Raw genomic sequence first — 20,149 nt, forward strand, 5'->3', positions numbered from 1 at the left:
CTGATGATACTACTTCATATTTTAGTTTTTACGATGTTGCCGAAAAAATAGGCATGGTCATTTTTGCATCAATAGACCAAATTACTGGTAGTATGAGAAATGGTATTCTATTTTTGTTTTTCTAGTTGGAATTGTTTTGTTGTTTAGTGTGCCTAGATAAAGAAATTAGTTGAGTACTCAATAAATTCTCAGTATATGAATAAACTAATTTTTATAATATTGATCTTTGGAATTCTGATGGAGTTTTGTAAAGGGTAAAAAAATCGAATTGAAGTAAAGTTGATGAATTTAATGTCATAAATCAACAAAGAGTTTTAGGTTTTTAGTGTTATTAAGCTACGTTTTTCAACTCAAATCCCAATACTTGTTTAGGTGTTTTGTAACCGATAATTTTTCTATGCTTATTGTTGAATTTATGTTCAAGTCTTAAGAGTTGTTTTTCGTCAATAAGGTTAAAGTCGGTTCCTTTTGGGAAGTTCCTTCTAATGAAGCCGTTGGTGTTTTCGTTGGTGCCTCTTTCCCAAGAGGAGTAAGGGGTGCCGCAAAGTATATTATACACTTGTTTTTTTGAGTTATTACTTGATGTTTGGCCATTTTGATACTATTGTCGTAAATCATAGGTTTTCTTAATTTTTTACTGTACAGCCACTATTTGAAATTTTTAATGAAAAAATAAGTTAAGGATAAAATGAAAGATTTATGCTTTTTAAGCATATATTATTTAGTCTAGCTAATTGTGATTTTTCTATAAATAAATAAATAGATAGTGAGTAAATAAATATTTAGTTTGTTAGTACAGAAATGAGGAAAAAGTTATACTAAGCCCTAAAAAAAATCAATCAACACGTTTACATGGGCAAATAACTAAATAGTCAATATTTATTTTATCTTTTTACAATTTAAAATGTTAAGTAAGGTGGTTCTTAATAAACAGCTTTTCGTTTTTAAATATTGACTATTTGAAATTATGATAATTAATCACGGTTATTTTTGTCATTTTACAGGTTTTTTAGTTAAAAAACAATCGATTGTACATGTAAGTGCAGGATGGATATAGCGGAAATCGAAAATATATTTGTTCAGATTCCATTGAGTGTGTTGTTTGAATTTATAAAAACAACTAAACTTTCAACTAAAAAAATAACCAATTAAACTAATTATGAAAACTAAGCTTACCATTAAAATTCCACTGTTAATTTATAAATTCACTGTTAAAAAATTATTTGAGAACAAGTTGTTTGTGAGCCTATCTTTAATTAGTATCATGACTCTTTGGAGTTGCTCACTTTTCGGACAACGTTACATGGAAAACCTTGATCGAGGATTAATTGCCATGCGAACCAATACTAATTCAGTGCTAATAAGTTGGCGAATTCCCGGTGACGAATACACCCAGAATGCTACTTACAACCTATATCGTGGGTCAACGCTAATTGCTTCCAATCTTAGTGTTTCAAACTATGTTGATGCAACCAGTACTGATGATTCTTACAATGTAGCTGCTGTTATTGGTGGAACAGAGCAAGCGCTTTCTGCTGCTACGGGCATTAGAGGACGTGAGTATTTCACTATTCCGGTCAGGTCGGTTAACGGAGGTTACGATACCCATCACCTGAATGATGCCTCTGTTGGCGATCTGGATGGAGACGGGGAATATGAAATTGTGGTAAAAAGACTCTCAAATGATGAATCTCCTACCTCACCCCATAATCACTATCTTGAAGCTTATGAACTTGATGGTACCTTTATTTGGGCCATTGATTTGGGACCTAATTTGTTACACGCGGTAGAGGTGAACTTTTTGGTATACGATTTTGATAACGATGGAAAGGCCGAAGTTGCTACCAGAACTTCAGATGGTATGATTGACGGCTTAGGTAATAATATTGGCGACAGAAATGGCGACGGAAAAATCAATTATCGTTCTTCAGCGGCACAAAATGGTCCTTTTTGGTTCAGAACCGAAGGGCCCGATTACATATCAATATTTGATGGCAAAACGGGTGGAGAAATTGCCTGGGATTCGTATATCGATCTTGCACCAATAGAACAATGGGGGCAGCCAGGTCAAAACGCTTCTCAACTGGGCCACAGGGCTACCAAATGCATGTGGGCAGTGGCCTATCTTGATGGTGTAAATCCTAGCTTTGTAATCGGCAGAGGAATTTATGAACGCATAAAGCTTGAAGCATGGCACTTTAGAAATGGAACTTTAACACAGGAGTGGGCCTGGGATAGCAGTCCTAATGGTGTAGCCACTGCTTATCACGGACAAGGGAACCATAATCTTGCTGCCGGTGATGTTGATGGTGATGGGAGAGACGAGATAACTTATGGAGGTATGGCGGTTGATGAATATGGTAATGGGCTTTACTCTACCGGTTTTGGTCACGGCGATGCTGCTCATTTGGCAGATATTAATCCTGATAGTCCCGGTTTGGAATATTTTAGCTGTCAAGAGTATGCTAATGGCACAGATATCCCGGGTTTATCATTAAGAAATGCTGAGAACGGTGCCATACAATGGGCAAATTGGTCAAGTGGCGATATTGGAAGAAGTATGGCTGCCGATGTAGACCCAAACTACAAAGGTATGGAAATATGGGGATCTGATGGTTCTGGCCTTCGCAGCTGTACAGGTCAACAAATATCAACTGCCATGCCAACTACTGCGGGTAATGGGGCTTCTTATAATTTTGGTGTTTGGTGGGATGGTGATGTTCAACGTGAAATACTCGACAGAACGGTAATAACTAAATGGAACGGCACCGGCACCGACAGGGTAGCCACATTGTATAATGTAGCACCTATTTCCGCTAATAATGCAAGTAAATCGAATCCTTCCCTTATGGCCGATATTTTGGGTGACTGGCGGGAAGAAGTTATATACAGACGTAGTGACAACACAGGTTTAATTGTTTTTGTTAGTCCTTTCGCTACTAACCAAAGAATGTACACTTTAATGCATGATCCTAACTATAGGTTAGCTATTGCATGGCAGAACAATTCGTATAACCAGCCTCCAAATCTTGGGTTTTATTTTGGTGGCGGAATGGATACACCACCATCTCCTAATATTCAATTGGTAAATGCTGATTGTACGCCAACAGTAATAGTACCCTATATTGGAATAGATGGTGGGGCACTTGCTCAGGTAAATGAGGTGTCGATAGAGCCAGGATCGTCAGTTACATTTTCGCCACAGCCAGATGGCAGTGGGACATGGAGCTGGACTGGCTGCGGTGCTTCGGGAACGTCAAGAGAGCAGACTCTATCTCCAACAACATCTTGCCTAGCTACTGTTATCCACACGAATGATTCAGGTTGTGTTTCTTTTTCAAATTTTAAAGTAAATGTCAAGGAGAATATGGTACACTATCAGTTTGATGAAGCGGGTGGCACAACCGTATCAGATAACTCTGGGAATGGAAATAATGGTACGGTTTCTGGTGAAGCGACGTTCTCACCAGGTAAGATAGGCAATGCCATAGTGCTTGATGGTGTAGATGATTATGTGTCAGTTCCAGCTGGAATCGTAGATGATATTGATAACTTAACCGTAGCCACCTGGGTCTACTGGAGTGGTGGAAACCCCTGGCAAAGAATTTTCGATTTTGGTAAAAGCCAAACAGAGAATATGTTCCTTACGGCCGGTAACTCGAATGGAGCTTTACAATTCTCAATTACGGATAATGGTATAACTCAAAATGTTGTAGGGCCTACATTACCCGTTAATAAATGGTCACATGTTGCTATAACGCTGGATTCGAACTCCATTACACTCTATTTGAATGGCGATAATGTGGCTCAATATAATGGAGGGTCAACCATTAATCCGTCAGATTTCAAGCCCGTGCAAAACTATATTGGTAAAAGCCAATGGTCCGATCCATTATTTAATGGTCGTATTGATGATTTCCGGATTTATAATTATGTGTTCTCTGAGCAGGAAATTGCATCGCTGGATGGAGTTGCAAACGAACCTCCAACAGTGAGTATCACCAGTCCATCGGAAGGAGCGCAATATTTAATAGGGTCGGACGTCACTATCAATGCTTCGGCTTCAGATTCCGATGGCAATGTTAACCAAGTTGAATTTTTTGTTGATGGTGAGTCTGTTGGGATCGATACTACGAGTCCATATTCGGTTAACTGGACCATTGGAGATGGAAGTTATAGCTTAACTGCCGTGGCAGCTGATGATGATCTTGTAACCACAACATCAACAGCTGTTGGCGTAACAGGAAATTTGCTGCCAAATACACCACCTACAGTGAGCATCACTAATCCAACCAATGGGTCAAGTTACGATGAAGGTACCAATGTGCCAATCACAGCGGTTGCCGCCGATGTAGATGGTAGTGTTTCGCAAGTGGAGTTCTTTGCAAATGGAGTTTCCATAGGAGTAGACGATGTTAGTCCGTATTCAGTCAACTGGACCATTGGTGTTGGGGGGTACAGCTTAACGGCAGTGGCCACTGATAATGACCTTTCAACCTCAACATCAATAGCAGTTATTACAACAGGAAATGCAACTCCAAAATTACCAACGGTAAGTATAACCAGTCCAACTGATGGATCCAGCTTTGCCGATGGAAGCAGTGTGAATATTGAGGCTAGTGCATCAGATTCCGACGGAAATGTTGTTCAGGTAGAATTCTTCGTAGATGGCGCATCTGTGGGTATCGATAACACGAGTCCTTATTCTGTAAACTGGACAATTGGTACAGGATCTTTCAGTTTGACCGCTGTAGCCACTGACAATGATGATCAGACGACCACGTCAGCCATAGTTAATGTTACAGGAAGTTGTTCTCCTTCATCGATAACTCCCTATTATAATGTTAACTCGACCGGATGGGCAACAGGAACAGATATTACAGTCAATGAAGGTGATAGCATACAATTTGGTCCACATCCAACAACTGGTGGAACATGGAGTTGGAGTGGATGTGATACCTCAGGTCCTTCTCGCGAGCAAAGTACAATCTCAACTAGCTCTTGTTCTGCTACGGCTACGCATACCAATGATTGCGGCGGTGTAAGTAGCGTTACCTATAACATAACAGTAACCCCAACAAGTACTCCAGAACCACCAACGGTAAGTATAACCAGTCCAACTGATGGATCCGGTTTCGCCAATGGAAGCAGTGTGAGTATTGAGGCTAATGCATCAGATTCTGATGGAAATGTTGTTCAGGTAGAATTTTTCGTAGATGGTGTATCTGTGGGGGTCGATAACACGAGTCCTTATTCGGTAAACTGGACAATTGGTACTGGATCTTTCAGTTTGACAGCTGTGGCAACTGATAACGATAACCAGGCAACCACATCGGCCGCTGTTACTATTACTGGAAATTGTTCTCCTTCAACGATAACACCTTATTATAATGTTAACTCGACCGGGTGGTTTACAGGAACAGATATCACAGTCAATGAAGGGGATGCTATAGAATTTGGTCCATATCCAGCAACTGGCGGATTCTGGAGCTGGAGTGGATGTGGCACCTCAGGTTCTTTACGTGAGCAAAGTGTAGCTTTAACCAGTTCTTGTTCCGCTACGGCTACACATACCAATGATTGCGGTGCTGTGAGTAGCGTAACCTATAACATAACAGTAACCCCAGCAAGTACTGCATACATGGCAGTTAATGCTATGGAGACAAGTACCGTAAGTGCTGGGAAGGGACAGAAATATGGAGCAGTATCGGTAACTGTTTTGGACGATCAATCCTATCCAGTGTCTGGTGCGACGGTTTATGGAACGTTTAATGGTAATTTTGGAGAAAGTGTATCAGGTATTACGGATTCGAATGGTTATGCTTATTTACAGACCACATCAACAGACAAAGGAAACGTTACGGTTGATTTCTGTGTGGACGATGTTACACATACCAGTCTAGCTTATGATGCAACACAAAATCAAATAACATGTACAGGCTCATCGGCTAAAAGTTCAAATAAGAAATCAACAAACTTTGAATCAGAACCAGTAGAGTTTAGGCTGTATCCTAATCCAACATCCCAATTTATAACGATTGCTTTAGGAATGGAGTTGGTTGGTATGAATTTAATAGACATCAGCGGTAGGTTAGTACAAACCAATGCGGTTAAGACTGGGGATAAACAATACCAATTAGATATGAGCAATCTTACATCGGGAGTCTATTTACTTATTGTAAAAACTTCTAAATCACAAATAACCAAAAGGGTGATCAAGTTATAAAATAATATTATACTGATTAATCTAAAAGGGTGGGGTCTGAATAGATTCCACCTTTTTTTTTTTTGATTTAAAAATGGAAGTATTTAATTAAAATAATGATTAATAAAATGCTAATGGACAATTTTTAACCCTTATAATAATATTTTGTGTACTGCTGTAACTTTAATATAAATTATTAGTGACTTTCTAAAACAGAAAAACCGTTTTATTCTTAGAATAGAAATATGTTTTTAATTTAATAAGCTTAGGGCTATTTTATAAGAGTAACTTGCAAAGGGTTGTTTATACGTTGGTAAAAAGCATTTAAGTAGTTTGGACTTACTATATTGCTTTGGTCAACTAATTCCGTATCATAAGTTTCAAAATTTATAAAATAATCTTTGGATGCAACAATGGCCGTCTCCAATTCTGAATCGGCATGAGGTTGCCAATAGCTAACCCATCCGTTTTTAGTGCTACCAGTCATTCGGTTACCTTTTTTATGCCTTTTTAGTATAGGTAACCGAATAGGTCACTTTTTTTACCAAACCAAAGCAATTAAATTAAATAAGATACTTTAAAATGCAAAAAACCTGTTAATCATATGATTAACAGGTTTTTAATTGTGATTTATATATCAATTTGTCGGGGTGGCAGAATGAATTTAAATTCTACAAACCACTGAATTATAACGATTTAAACACTATTTCTTAAGTATGACTCACCGAATTGCACACTAAAGTTCAAAAGAACGAGTTAAAAACAAAATTTGATTGCTTTTGAATACATAAAGATACAAAATTTATCAATCAATATTTGATTTCCTTATACTCGTTTTTCTGTAGGTTAATTGCAATACCTTATAAAGAAATCCAACATAAACAACTGCCAATGCTGTAGATCATCATTTTTCAATTGTGAATATAAATTTTGTTCCTTTTGTTATTTGTGATTCTAACTTTATTGTCCCGCATGCTTTTTCTACCACTTTTTTTACGGTTGCCAAACCAATCCCATTACCACACCTACCAAATCTATCTTTTTTTGCCGCTATTTGAAAAATATCAAAAATTTTTTCTTGGTTTTCTGAAGCAATTCCAGGTCCATTATCCTTAACATAGAATTCATAATGAGTGGCTAAAGATGCAACCCCTATTTCTATTTTAATAGTCTCCTTATCATTGTACTTTACAGCATTAGTAATAAGGTTTAGCAACACCTGATTTAGAGCTTCTTTATTAGTGTATATCTCATCAATTGAGGTCTGCAATTGAATTTTCAATTCTGGCATATTTGGAAAAAGAGTAGTGATGTTTCGCATTAAATCATTTAGATATATCTTTGATTTACCCTCATTTAATACATTTTCGCATCTACTGTATTTAAGCAATCCATCAATTAGATTTATTAAAACGGTTGTTGACTCCTCTATTAATGCAAGCAACTCCTTTCCTTTTTCATTAATCGGAGCGCTATATTCTTCAACAAATAAATTAGTCAACCCACTGATATTAGCAATAGGTGATTTAAGATCATGAGCAGCCACAAGTGCAAAACGATCTAAATCTTTATTCTTTTCTTCTAAATTTATTAATGTCTTTTCTAAAATTAATTTGGTTTTTCTCAGGTTTAATATGTTCATCACCTGGTTTCCTAACGATTTCAATGATTTAATTTGACTTTTACTTAATGATTTTGGCTCGTAGTCAATTACACACAAAGTTCCCAAGGGGTGCTTATTATCGCTAAGCAAAGGAACTCCAGCATAAAAAATTATGTTAGGATCATTGGATACAAATGGATTATCATGAAACCGAACATCCTCTCTAGCATCTTGAACAATAAATACATGTTCAGGTTCATTTATAGCGTGCGCACAAAAAGAATATTCTTTAGGAGTTTCAGAAACATCTATACCATGACTTGACTTAAACCATTGACGATTATCATCAATTAATGAAATTAAGGAAATTTCAGTACCGCATATTTCTGCGGCTATAGCTGTGAGGTCATCATAATCAGATTCTGAAAGAGTGTCAAGTATAGAATAGGACTCTAAATCCTTTAATCGCTCGCTTTCATGTAAATAATCTTTTGGTTTTTCCATAAAGTTATTTTGTTTCAATATTTAAAATTTGTGTTTTAATTGACTCAAACTATTAATAAGCTTTTGACTATCATACACTTTATCAAAAAAAGCATCAGCACCTAATCGTAAACACGTTTTTCTACATTCATTATTCACAGAAAATACATATACTTTGCATTGAACTTTATGGCGCTTAATTTCCTTTAGCAAATTAATTCCGTTGCCATCGGGTAGTTTTAAATCAAGTATAATAATATCTGGATTATAGCGGTAAAAAGCTATTGAACCTTGTTTTAAACTAGTTTCCCAACATAAAGATTTTATGTTTTTAATTTCCAGAATACACTTTTTTAACCACTTACCTATTTCGAAATCGTCTTCAACTAAAAGTATTTTTATTCTACGCACCATTTGAGAGAGAGGGAGAGAGATTGTACATTTAAAATCAAATGCCAAATTATATAAAGTTTATAGATTTATAACTAAGGAAAATGCTTAAAAAGACCTATTTAGTTGCTTATAAATTTATGTTTATTATGCTATGTTAATTAGTTTTAAGAACTTGAGCTAAGATATTTTGTTATTGTAGCAATTAAAAGATCGCTATTTATAGGTTTAGTTAAATAATCTATACAACCTGCTTTAAAGGCTCGTTGCTTGTCATTATCTAAAGCAAAAGCAGACTGAGCTATTATTGGTATATTACTTCTTATTTCCTTTATTCTTGAACTAGCTTTAAAACCATTCATTTCAGGTATTTTGAGATCCATTAGCACGATATCGATAGCTGGGTTCATTTTAAATAGTTCCACCGCTTCGATGCCATTTGATGCATGAATCAATTTACATTTTTCGCGTATTAGAACTGCTTCTAAATAGATATGGTTAAACTTATCATCCTCACAAATCAATATGGTTTTGCCTTCTAAACTTACTTCTTTATTGGTTATTGTATTTGAACTTACCTGCTGCTCTCGAAATACGACTGCTTTAGGCAATTTAATAATAAAGGTAGATCCTTTTCCTAGTTCCGATTTCATAAACAGCTCACCTCCTAGAGTACAAACTGTTTTTTTAGAAACGGCAAGCCCAAGCCCATTACCTTCATAATATCGGTCTAAATCTTTATGAACTTGCCAAAAAGGTTTGAAAATTAAATCATGGAATTCAGGAGCAACCCCTATACCACTATCTTCAACATAAATAATTAGACTATCATTTTCTGCACAAAACTTTAAATTAATAATACCCTTATGAGTAAATTTAAAGGCATTATCCAAAAAATTCTGAATTGTTTGAAATAATTTTGATTTATCTGTATTAATCATCTTTTTTTCAAGACTAGAATCTATTTCATATATAAACTCTATTTCAGATTTATGAAATTTTATTTGATGTTCCTGAATAAAGTGGCCTAAATGGGTTTTTAAATCAAATATTTCATTATTTACTTTTTGTATTCCAGATTCGAGTTTCGAAATTTCTAATAAATCATTTATAGTTTTTAATAATCGATCACCGCTTTTATGCATAACCTCGATTAGCTCACGCTTTTCTTCGATAGTAAAATTATAGCTGTCATCAGCAAAAAAATCGATAAATCCTAGAATCCCATTCAATGGAGTTCTTATTTCATGATGTAAATTTTGTATAAATGCTGATTTTAACCTATCAGATTCTTCGGCTTTTTCTTTGGCAGATAAAAGATCTTGTTCTATTTTTTTTCGTTTTGTAACATCATCAATAGTAGCAAGATAAACAGAATGATTATTATTATTTAATAAGGATGTTGAAACTTGAAATGTTTTATCTATAAGTAAATTATCTGTTTTTATGGAAACTTGCACTTCTTCCTTAGTAAATTTTATGCCTTTTGTGGTTTCTAAGAAAATATTTAATAATGAAGATGCATTGTTACCATTGTAATGAAAAGAGTTGCAGCCAGATATAATAAAGTTTATTAATTCGCCTATATTTAGATTTCCTATTTCGGAGCTATTAATTTTGAATTTTTCAACAGCTTTATTATTCATTCTTAGGATATTCAATTTCTCGTCAAAAATAAAAATAGATGAAGGTGAATTATCGAAAATTAATTTCAATTCATTTTCATTACATTCAGCTTGTATTTTTGCCTCTATAAGTAAATTTTCATAATGTTTTCGAACAGTAATATCTCTAAACCCAGTAAGGATCATTCCTGCTTTTCCAAGTTTAATAATTCTTGAAGTTATCTCAACCGGAACTTTAGTATTTTTCTTGGAATTATAACTTGTCTCTAAGCGAAATTGTTTTTCATCAATTTGATTTTTTAAGCCAGATTTAAATGAGTCAATTACATCATTAGAAATGAAAGATGTGACATTCATTGTTTCCAAGTTTTCTTTTGTCAATTCGAAAAACTCACAGGCTTTTTTGTTTGCTTTTTTAATGTTTCCCCTAAAATTATGCAGAAAAAATGCCTCTGGCATTTCTTCAAAAAGAACCTCAAACTTTTTTGTCGCTTTTTCAATACCCATTTGGGAAACTATTCCATACTCATTATCCATCATAATCTTTTACTTAAATTATATCAATGTAAAGGTTAATTAAAAATTAAGATTAAACTATAGGCATATTTCCTAATAATGGATGTAAAATGCTTAGTTTTATTCTAAACTCTATAATTTATAATAAACTCAATTGAAATAGAAAGGAGTAAGCTGACAAATGTTTTTTACATAAAAAACACCAATGTAGATAGGGTGGCATACTTAAAAAATGCGAAGAGCGCAGTCTCTCACATTGCGCTCTTCTAATAAAAGTTAATTAAAAAATTGTAAATTGCTATTGTTAACTTTTAATTATGCAAATATGGGGGAGTTAGTATCATTCTGCAATAAGCATATTTCTTAATTTTCGAACATTTTTTCTTACGTTTAAATACGTGTCTATTATTAAGTTTTTGGTATTTTAGGTTTCTGAGTAAAAGCAGTAGAAAAACTAATATGGCTATCAATCCAGACTTATAAGGCCAATACTTATAGCGTACCTTGTTAATTCTTGTAATGAATGTAGTTCCAGTTTATCCATAATGTTTTTTCGATGCGAATCAACAGTTTTTGAGCTTAGAAACAAAATTTCACCTATATCTTTTGAGCTTTTTCCTTCGGCAATCAACTGGAGTATTTCCTTTTCCCGAGCCGTTAGATTTACTTCTTCTTCCTGATGAACAGAAATTATTTCGCTTAAAATAACACTGGAAATATTTTGAGTTATGTACTTTTGGTTTATTGCTACTGTTTTAATCGCTTTAATTAATTCTTCCGAATCACAATCTTTTAACAAATAACCATAGGCCCCTGCTTTAAACATACCAATAATAAAGCGTCTATTGGAATGCATTGACAAAGCAATTACTCTTGTTTCTGGATTTTCCTGTACAATTCTTCTAGTAGCCTCTACGCCATTAAGACCATCCATAGCAATGTCCATAATAACGACATCTGGTTTAAGTTGGTTACTCAATTTTATGGCCTCTCTTCCATCTTTTGCTTCGCCTACAACTAGCATTGAAGCGTTTTTTTCTATAACATTTCGAATCCCATCTCTAAGAATTCTGTGGTCATCAACCAGTAAGATTTTAATTTTCATAGCTATAGAAATTTATTGGGATTCAAAGGTACAAACAATTTTACTTTAGTGCCGAAACCAGGTTTAGAATCTATACTAAAAGTACCATTTAGGTTTTGTATTCTTTCCTTAACTGCAAACAACCCGAACCCAATATTTGATTTTCTCGAAATGTTTATTTGTGATTCAATGAATCCTATTCCTTTATCTTCTATTACAATTTGCAGACCTTGTCCATATCTAGTGAAAATTATATCAATCTGATTAGTTCCAGAGTGTTTTACGGCATTTGTTAAAATCTCTTGTATGGCTCTGTAAATAAGTATTAATTTGGGTTCTGTAAGTTCAATTTCATTAAAATCAGTTGTAAACTGAACTTTTACTTTGTTTTCATCTCCTATTTTTTCTGCAAGCCAATGTATAGCTTCAATCAATCCAAGTTCATATAGTACAGGAGGGCTTAATTCGTAAGTTATTTTTCTGGTGTTTTCAAGTGCTTCCGAAATATGCTTTATTATAATTCCAATTTCTTTTCGTTTTTCATTTGATTGAATTTCCTTGTTTAAATCATTTAATTTCATTTTTGAGATTACAAGCGATTGACTAAGATGATCGTGAATGTTGGCAGCGATTTCTTTACGTTGTTTTTCTTCAACAAGCATCATCTCTGTAGTTAAGTTTTGTAAAGATTTTTGATAACTTATAATTTCTTGTTCCTTTTCAATACGGTCGGTAATATCTCGTGATGAAGAAACTATCTTAACAACTTCATTATTTTCATTCATAATTGGTTGTCTATTTGATTCAACCCACCGATAATGCCCCTCTTTATGTTTAAATCTATAAATTATTTTAACTGGTAATCCTTTTAGCAATTTTTCTAAATGCTTTTGGCTTTTTGATTCAGAAATATCATCAGGATGAATAAAGTAGTTTGGGCTTTTACCCAATAAATCTTCGGGCTCATATCCGCGTACTTCTTTAACAGAAGGACTAATATACTCGTATGTTGCATCTGTTCCATGCAAAGAAATAACGTCGGTGATATTTTCGGCTAATAGTTTATATTTAGCCTGGGAAGCACTTAATTCTAATTCCGTTTTTTTTCTTGTGGTTACATCTAACATAATTGAGTCCCAAACAACACTATTATCATCTAGTTTTTGTGGTATTCCAATTGCTTGAATCCATTTAGCTGTACCGTTGGGCAAGTTGTTTTTATACTCAAAGTTCCAAGGACTTAGATTTTCAAATGAATCCTCAATAGCCTTTTTCACTTCTACCACATATTCATCATCTATTTGATTCCATATTATATTGCAATCTTCCATGGCTTCTTTTGGAGAAATACCCCATAGTTCTTTTGATCCTTCACTAGTGTAAATTAATGCATCTTCACCGTTAAGGATTCGTTTGTATTGGATAATAGCACCTGGTAAATTGTTATTAATGCTTTCAAGTAATGATTTGGATTCACTTAGTTCCTTTTCAGCTTTTTTTCGATAAGTTATATCTCGAATAAAAACCAAACCGCCATTTTCACCATTATAAAATATAGGTTGTCCTTTTGTTTCTACCCATACCTCATTTCCATTTTCTTGTATAAGGATTTGTTCAAAAGGACCAAGCATTATTTTTTTATTAATATTCAAGTTTTTTATCCTTTCCTGTGCGCTCTTATGAAAATCAGGATGAAAATAATTAAGTACTGGTTTTCCAAGTAAGTCTTTTTCATCTTTTACTCCAAAAAGTTTAATAGCAAGTTTATTAAGATAAGCAAAACAATTGTTTGTTTGGATAAAAATAGGGTCTGGTGCAGCTTCAACAATTGATCTAAACCTTTCTTCTGAGACCTTTAAATCATCCTCTTTATGTTTCCTCTCTGTGATATCTTTAGATATACCTGTAGCTCCTATAAAAGTTCCTGAATTGTCCTTTAAGATTCTTACATTTGAAAGTGTATATATAGTATGCCCATCTTTATGAATAAACTGGCTTTCATAATTTAATATTTTTTCCCTATTATTAGCAAATTCCTCAAAAGTGGCTATCTCCTTCTCAATTTGTGTTTTTGGAATAAAGTTGAAAAATGATTTTCCTATTAATTCTTCAGGTTCATAGCCATAAATAAGTTTAGATGCTTTATTGAAAAAAGTGAACACCCCATTAGCGTCTATTGCCCAAATCAAGTCGTGTGAATATTCTACTAAATTTTTATATTTTTCCTCACTCTCAGCAATTTTTGCATTTGCTAATACGCTCTCAGTTATTTCAATAAAACTAATTATTACTTCCTTAATTTCGCCTTTTTCATTTAAAACAGGGAAGCCATTAAGCAATGCCCAAACAGTAGTTCCGGAATGGGCCATACCTATTATCATGTTTTTAATGGCACTTTTGTGTTCTATAATTTGCTTAACAGGATATTCTTCAATTGGTAAAATACTGCCATCCTCACGTAAAAATTCCCAAGGATAATCGAATATTTGTTTCCCAGTTAAATCATCGTATCTTGAATTTAATATTTCCGCAGCTCTTTGGTTATAATACATTATAGATGTATTTGGTGCATGAACTACGATACCAGATTTTAAATTATTAAGTAACTGACTTAATTTGTTTTCGGAATTTCTAAGTTCCTCTTCTGACTGCTTACGATTGGTTATGTCTACCATAACGCCTACAATCGAATTTAAATTTCCATGTATATCATTATTAGTTGCTATATATGAATCGACCCATACCGCTTTACCATTCTTAGCTTGGTACTTTCTTTCTATTTGATAGTTTGAAATTTCTCCATTTAATAACTTATTAAACAATAAATTGGTAGGTTGATCTTTTGGTAATATAAGCTCTTTACTTTTACCAAGTACTTCGTTACTGCTATATCCAAATAATTTTTCCCAAGCGGGGTTGACAAAAGTATATTTTGCGTTCTTATCCAACTCAATAATGCCAATATTGGCTGTATGAATTATATTTTGATATTTAGTATATAGCTCGTTTAGTTCCTGTTTTCCGCGTAATTCATTGGTGATATCCTCAAAAGTTGTAAAAACTTGGTAAGGCTTTTTTTCTGAATTTCTAAATAGTGGAGTTGCATTTATTTTTATCCATCGATAGTCGTTAATATTTGGGTTAAAAACCCCCATTATGACGCTATTTACCTCTTTCCCAGTTTTCATAGCTATCATGCTGGGATGAGTTTCACCAGAAAAATTGGAACCATCTTCATGAATGGCTTTCCAATCAGGATCCATAGATGTTTTTCCTTGCATCTGCTCAAGTGTTAATCCTAAAATTTGTTGAGCAGCGGGGTTAGCATCAATAATTTTACCAAAAGTGTTTTGATAGGTTACGCCTATTGCCATGCTTTCGAAAAGTGTTCGAAAGCGAATATCACTTTTTTTTAATTCAATTGATTTGTTTTCTTTTTCAAGAAAAACCTGTTCGTATTTTTGACGATAAGTGAGGGTATGGAAAATATCCTCAAAACCATTGTTGTTACTATTTGGTTTTAATTTTTCTTCATCTATAAAGTACAAATAAATCCAAAAAAGCAATGAATAAATGACAGTTGATGAAATCTTTGCAATCAAACCTGAAAATAATACTTGAGAAAACATGTCCGTTTCAGCAAATGCTCCTAAAGAAAAAAACAAGGAGTCGATACTGACTATAATGGACATAGAGAAAAATATTTTAAAAAAAAGACTAGAAATATACCTTGAAATGATTTCATATATAAAAATGATAAGAAAAGCATCCATAAACAGTACAATAGTACCTACTATTAACACTCTAGAATTTGTGATAAAAACTTCTTCTGGTAAATTATAAACATTTATAACATGTTGCCCTTTTACAGACCAATTGAAAATAATTTGTAATACAGCTAAAACCAAATTAGCGGCGAGTAATGCATAAATAACTTTTCGTGCTTCATGGGCATCTTCACGAATATAAATAAGAAGTATGGCAAATAAACTGCCCGTGAACAGAACCATAGAGCCCGGTGAAACCATAATTCCAGGAATTACTTCAATATAAAACGCAGTAACAAGAAAAGTCTGCATAAATTGAAAAACTCCAAGTGCAGTAAATATTAAACTCAAACCAAAAATAGATCTTAATTTAAAAAGGAATAATAGCAGTGAGCCAACAATAACACATTGTAAAGTCAAAACTAATAATTGGGTGATCGCTATTCCATCCATAATACTTTTGGGGTTTCTTAATCTAGATAGTCTAAAATACAAAAAAAAATAAGTAATTAAACTTCTTAGTTTTGATTAAATGGTTTGTTTTTTTGATATTAATTAATGGGTTTTAAAATATAAATTTTTTGATATATTAATCAATACTAATATTTTAATTTTTGCAGAAATTCTAGTTTAAAAACCTTGAAAAGATTTAGCATAATTTCTTCATATTATAAACTGATAGAATAATTATGAGAACACAGCTAAAACTCCTTTCTTGATTTTCAAAAAATATAAAGTTGTGCTTATAGATTTTTCCAATGGCACTTTTCAGGTATTACCAATTTTATATTTATAAATTGAAAATACAGCCAACTGATTTTTTAATGATAACTACACAATACCTAAAAAAACTAGACAATCAAACATTTACTGTTTAATGATTTTCAATATTTGAATATAGTCGACTTCCATTTTAGTAATATCCAATAATTGAAAAACCTCAGGTTCTCTTAATAAATAATCTACTAATAAACATAAAAAAGAACAATTCCTATAGCAAAAGCTCTAAACCCAAACAAAATAACATCGATTAAGTACGTTTTTAACAGGCAAAAAGTATTGTTTTTATACTAAAACTTACTTTTCTTCTATGTACAAATAAGAGTTTTATACTTCAATTTTAAGATGAATATTCTTTCTGTTTTTTTTGTTTATTTTTTAAAACTAAGTAATATATCTTGAAATCTTATTTATAAAATAAATGAAAAAGGTAATTCTATAAAAGCAAACTAAATAGATAACATATTTAATTTAAAGTCAACACTTTAATCAAAAATCACTAATATGAAGATAAATTATTATTTTGAAATTTAGAATAATATTTTATTCAAAAACTGACTATTCATACTTTAAAATCCTATTGAAAGTACAATGCATCTAAGTATCTAAAATCTACTTCTTTAAGAATAAAAAACCACTTTGCTAAGCAAAAACTACTGTAAGTTTAAGCAAAAATAAATTTCTAATTGAGAATATAAAAAACCATTAGAAAACCCTTAATGCATTTAATTTGTGCAGAACAAACCAAGGATTTTTGTTTAAAGATTAAAAACTTTAAATAAAATCCTATAAAACCCCAAAACCTATATGATAAAACCTACACTTGTAGCATTATTACTCTGTGCTACACATTCAATTTTTTCACAAGAAAGCCTCTCTGCATCGGGAGGAGAAGCCACTGGTAGTGGCGGAACACTAAGCTATTCGGTTGGACAATTAGTTTACACAACCAATTCCGGCAGCAATGGTACTTTAACACAAGGGATTCAACAAAGTATTGAAGTATTTTCATTGAGCAATCCAGAATTTACAGGCGTAGCCTTAAAGCTAGCCACCTATCCAAATCCAACTACTGATTTTATTGTACTCAAACTAAAAGACGCCAACTTAAAGGGTCTAACTTACACAATGTATGATATTCAAGGTAAAACAATTGCAAAAGGACGAGCGCTAAAAGAAACTACGCAAATAAGCATGCAACATTTAGAAATGGGTACTTATATCCTTAAAGTAAACCAAAGTAGTAAAGAATTAAAATCATTTAAAATTATTAAAAATTAAGAATATGAAAAAATTATACACTTTAATAGCGACCGTATTATTTACAGCTATTAGTTTCGCTCAAACCCCAAGTAAAGTAAGCTACCAAGCTATTGTTAGAGATGTTAATAATAACCTTATTACAAACCAAAACATTGGTACACAAATAAGTATATTACAAGGTTCTTCCTCTGGTACAGCTATTTATGTTGAAACCCAAAATGCAAGTACTAACATTAACGGGTTAGTAACTTTAGAGATAGGAACAGGAACTCCTGTTTCAGGTGATTTTCCTACCATAGATTGGGGGACAGACACCTATTTTCTTAAAATAGAAACAGACCCTACAGGAGGCAGTAACTATACCATTACAGGCACTAGCCAAATGCTAAGTGTACCTTATGCACTATATGCAAAAACATCTGGCAGTTCTACACCTGGACCACAAGGACCAGCAGGTTTAAATGGTGCTGACGGTTTAGATGGTGCTACTGGCCCAATGGGTCCTCAAGGTCCTGCAGGTTTAAATGGTGCTGACGGTTTAGATGGCGCAACTGGCCCAATGGGTCCTCAAGGTCCAGCAGGTTTGAATGGTGCTGATGGTTTAGATGGCGCAACTGGCCCAATGGGTCCTCAAGGTCCTGCAGGAACTTATACAGCAGGGACAGGTATTGATATTACTAGTGGAGTAATCAGTGCTACTGGTGGTAGTTCAACAGCTCCTGAGTATGCTTATGGCTACATTGGAAACGCAAGCACTTTAGGTGCACAATCACTCACAGCAATGTTCCCACCTGCAACATATGTAAATGGTGTTACTATGAATGGTTCTTCTATTACACTACATGCAAACAAAATGTATGAAGTATCTGTTGCTTTCTACATATACAACGCAACTGGAGGACACACATACAAATTAAAAGATGCAACAAACAGTCAATATCTTGCAACTGAGCTTTACTTTGGTCAAGGGGGGTCTGATGTTTCTTATAATATTTCAACTACAAGCTGTTTGATTAAGCCAACAACGGATATCAATTTGGAACTTGAGAAAACACAAGGAACAGATGTGAACTTAATTGGTAAAATTATAGTAAAGGAGATAAAATAATATAGAAATATAAATTGACGCTATATTAAAAGTGTGTTGGTTTAAAATAACTGGGGTTAGATTTTTTAATTAAAGTCTAACCCTTTTTATATAGTTGAAAATTAATGATTTACTATAAATCCACTAATTTTAAATAGGCAACGATCATTTTTATTTATAGATTACTCCTTTCACATCAAAAAAGTACATGTACCAAAACTTTTTTAATTTATTATGAGTTAGATCATGTTTTTTGTTTTTATAAACCCTATCATCACTTTCAAAGTTACATTGTCCTTTCAATGGACTTATTTCTAAGTACACTCTATAGTTTGGTCACAGATTATAATTATTGAGAGTTTTCCCCCGATATAAAGTTACTCATTACAAGTACTTACTATCATAAAAAAAATCCTCTATATAAAGTGTGTTTACAAAACTAAGGTAGAGCAAGAGGGTAACACGCTAAAGCGATGTTACGGCTTATGCACCCTTAGTTTTCAGTAGTTTCGAGGTTTTAATTGAATAGAGTTCTAATCATTTTTCACGGAAAAACGCTGGTAAGCCAATAAAATCAATAATTTTTTCCGTGAAAAAACAGGCTATTAATTCACTTTGTTGCCTTTTGGTCTTTTTTGAAGTTATTGAAATATTTATGAGGATTTGAAAATTAGATTTTTACGAAAAAACTCGCTCAGCCCAGTAAAACCAATAATTTTTTTACTAAAAAATAAACTTTAAGCTTTGAATTCCCCAAAAACACTTCATAGTATTAGCTCGATAGATGTTGGGGCTTTTAATACGTAAAAGAATTAAAATGCCAACATCTAATGTACGCACTTTTATATCCATCAGAATTCTTAAATTTGTGAATGGATCTTACCAATAGACAAACTAACATTGTAAATATTATTACCGCTCAAGAAGTAGCAAGCTTGTCAACCATAGAACATTATTGCCAGAGCCTATTAGTACTCCGACCCTTGATAGGGAAATAAACAAACTGGTTTATTACAAGGTACTTTATCAAATTGGCAGGGGAAGAACCAAAGCCTATGCCCTATCTCCCAATTACAATTAATATACTTATTTTAATTATAAAAACTACCGCACTCGCTCTGGCGAGTTTGGTTCATTTTTAAAGCGATGGATTCTCCCCGCTCAATATAGGACTAACATAAAAAAACGTTTTTAAATACCAGCCTCTAAATCCATCCCTTGAAAAACGTTTTACTGTATAACATAAAATACATTTTTCTATATGACCTCCGATAGCAAACGAAATGTGTGCAAAAAAAACACATCTTGAATATTAACAATTATCCGAGCTACTTAATTTTTTATAT

At 33.3% G+C, this 20,149-nt stretch carries 9 protein-coding genes and 2 pseudogenes; 4 read left to right on the plus strand and 7 right to left on the minus strand.

Features of this window, described 5'->3' with window-relative positions:
- Positions 1-160, plus strand: a pseudogene (locus VP395_RS15545) (MFS transporter); the annotation flags it as partial.
- 171 nt (positions 161-331) lie between these two features.
- On the opposite strand, the pseudogene VP395_RS15550 reads toward VP395_RS15545, so the two are convergent.
- Positions 332-538: pseudogene (locus VP395_RS15550) on the minus strand (transposase); the annotation flags it as partial.
- Between the two features lie 621 nt (positions 539-1,159).
- Between VP395_RS15550 and VP395_RS15555 the strand changes: the two are divergent.
- Positions 1,160-6,226: a rhamnogalacturonan lyase family protein gene (locus VP395_RS15555; protein WP_346242952.1), complete on the plus strand. Its 5,067-nt coding sequence runs from the start codon at positions 1,160-1,162 to the stop codon at positions 6,224-6,226.
- Between the two features lie 250 nt (positions 6,227-6,476).
- Here the strand turns inward: VP395_RS15555 and VP395_RS15560 are convergent, their stop codons facing one another.
- From VP395_RS15560 to VP395_RS15585, 6 genes are all read right to left on the minus strand, one after another.
- Positions 6,477-6,692 carry a hypothetical protein gene (locus VP395_RS15560; protein WP_346242953.1) on the minus strand — a complete coding sequence of 72 codons (216 nt, stop codon included), beginning with the start codon at positions 6,690-6,692 and terminating at the stop codon, positions 6,477-6,479.
- Positions 6,693-7,109: 417 nt separating this feature from the next.
- Entirely contained in the window at positions 7,110-8,312 is a 1,203-nt protein-coding gene (locus VP395_RS15565; protein WP_346242954.1) for a sensor histidine kinase, read from the minus strand.
- Between the two features lie 21 nt (positions 8,313-8,333).
- On the minus strand, positions 8,334-8,750 hold the full coding sequence (locus VP395_RS15570) for a response regulator (protein WP_346242955.1): 417 nt from the start codon (positions 8,748-8,750) through the stop codon (positions 8,334-8,336).
- 98 nt (positions 8,751-8,848) lie between these two features.
- On the minus strand, positions 8,849-10,846 hold the full coding sequence (locus VP395_RS15575) for a hybrid sensor histidine kinase/response regulator (RefSeq protein ID WP_346242956.1): 1,998 nt from the start codon (positions 10,844-10,846) through the stop codon (positions 8,849-8,851).
- 442 nt (positions 10,847-11,288) lie between these two features.
- The gene (locus tag VP395_RS15580) at positions 11,289-11,927 is read right to left on the minus strand and encodes a response regulator (protein ID WP_346242957.1); all 639 of its coding nucleotides are present in this window, start codon (positions 11,925-11,927) and stop codon (positions 11,289-11,291) included.
- A 2-nt stretch (positions 11,928-11,929) separates the two neighbouring features.
- Complete coding sequence (locus VP395_RS15585; RefSeq protein WP_346242958.1) at positions 11,930-16,126, minus strand: PAS domain S-box protein; 4,197 nt, start codon at positions 16,124-16,126, stop codon at positions 11,930-11,932.
- 1,134 nt (positions 16,127-17,260) lie between these two features.
- Here VP395_RS15585 and VP395_RS15590 point away from each other — a divergent pair.
- Both VP395_RS15590 and VP395_RS15595 read left to right on the plus strand, forming a co-directional pair.
- Positions 17,261-17,734: a T9SS type A sorting domain-containing protein gene (locus VP395_RS15590; protein ID WP_346242959.1), complete on the plus strand. Its 474-nt coding sequence runs from the start codon at positions 17,261-17,263 to the stop codon at positions 17,732-17,734.
- 4 nt (positions 17,735-17,738) lie between these two features.
- The gene (locus VP395_RS15595) at positions 17,739-18,824 is read left to right on the plus strand and encodes a mediator complex subunit 15 domain-containing protein (protein ID WP_346242960.1); all 1,086 of its coding nucleotides are present in this window, start codon (positions 17,739-17,741) and stop codon (positions 18,822-18,824) included.
- Positions 18,825-20,149 lie beyond the last annotated feature (1,325 nt).

It is taken from the genome of Mariniflexile soesokkakense (assembly GCF_039650365.1).
In the GTDB taxonomy this organism is placed as follows: Bacteria; Bacteroidota; Bacteroidia; order Flavobacteriales; family Flavobacteriaceae; genus Mariniflexile; species Mariniflexile soesokkakense.

Bases quoted from the DNA above. Each gene is read 5' to 3' on its own strand.
- VP395_RS15595 (WP_346242960.1), top strand. From the start codon at position 17,739: ATGAAAAAATTATACACTTTAATAGCGACCGTATTATTTACAGCTATT.
- VP395_RS15590 (WP_346242959.1), top strand. From the start codon at position 17,261: ATGATAAAACCTACACTTGTAGCATTATTACTCTGTGCTACACATTCA.
- VP395_RS15565 (WP_346242954.1), bottom strand. From the start codon at position 8,312: ATGGAAAAACCAAAAGATTATTTACATGAAAGCGAGCGATTAAAGGAT.
- VP395_RS15560 (WP_346242953.1), bottom strand. From the start codon at position 6,692: ATGACTGGTAGCACTAAAAACGGATGGGTTAGCTATTGGCAACCTCAT.
- VP395_RS15555 (WP_346242952.1), top strand. From the start codon at position 1,160: ATGAAAACTAAGCTTACCATTAAAATTCCACTGTTAATTTATAAATTC.
- VP395_RS15580 (WP_346242957.1), bottom strand. From the start codon at position 11,927: ATGAAAATTAAAATCTTACTGGTTGATGACCACAGAATTCTTAGAGAT.
- VP395_RS15575 (WP_346242956.1), bottom strand. From the start codon at position 10,846: ATGATGGATAATGAGTATGGAATAGTTTCCCAAATGGGTATTGAAAAA.
- VP395_RS15585 (WP_346242958.1), bottom strand. From the start codon at position 16,126: ATGGATGGAATAGCGATCACCCAATTATTAGTTTTGACTTTACAATGT.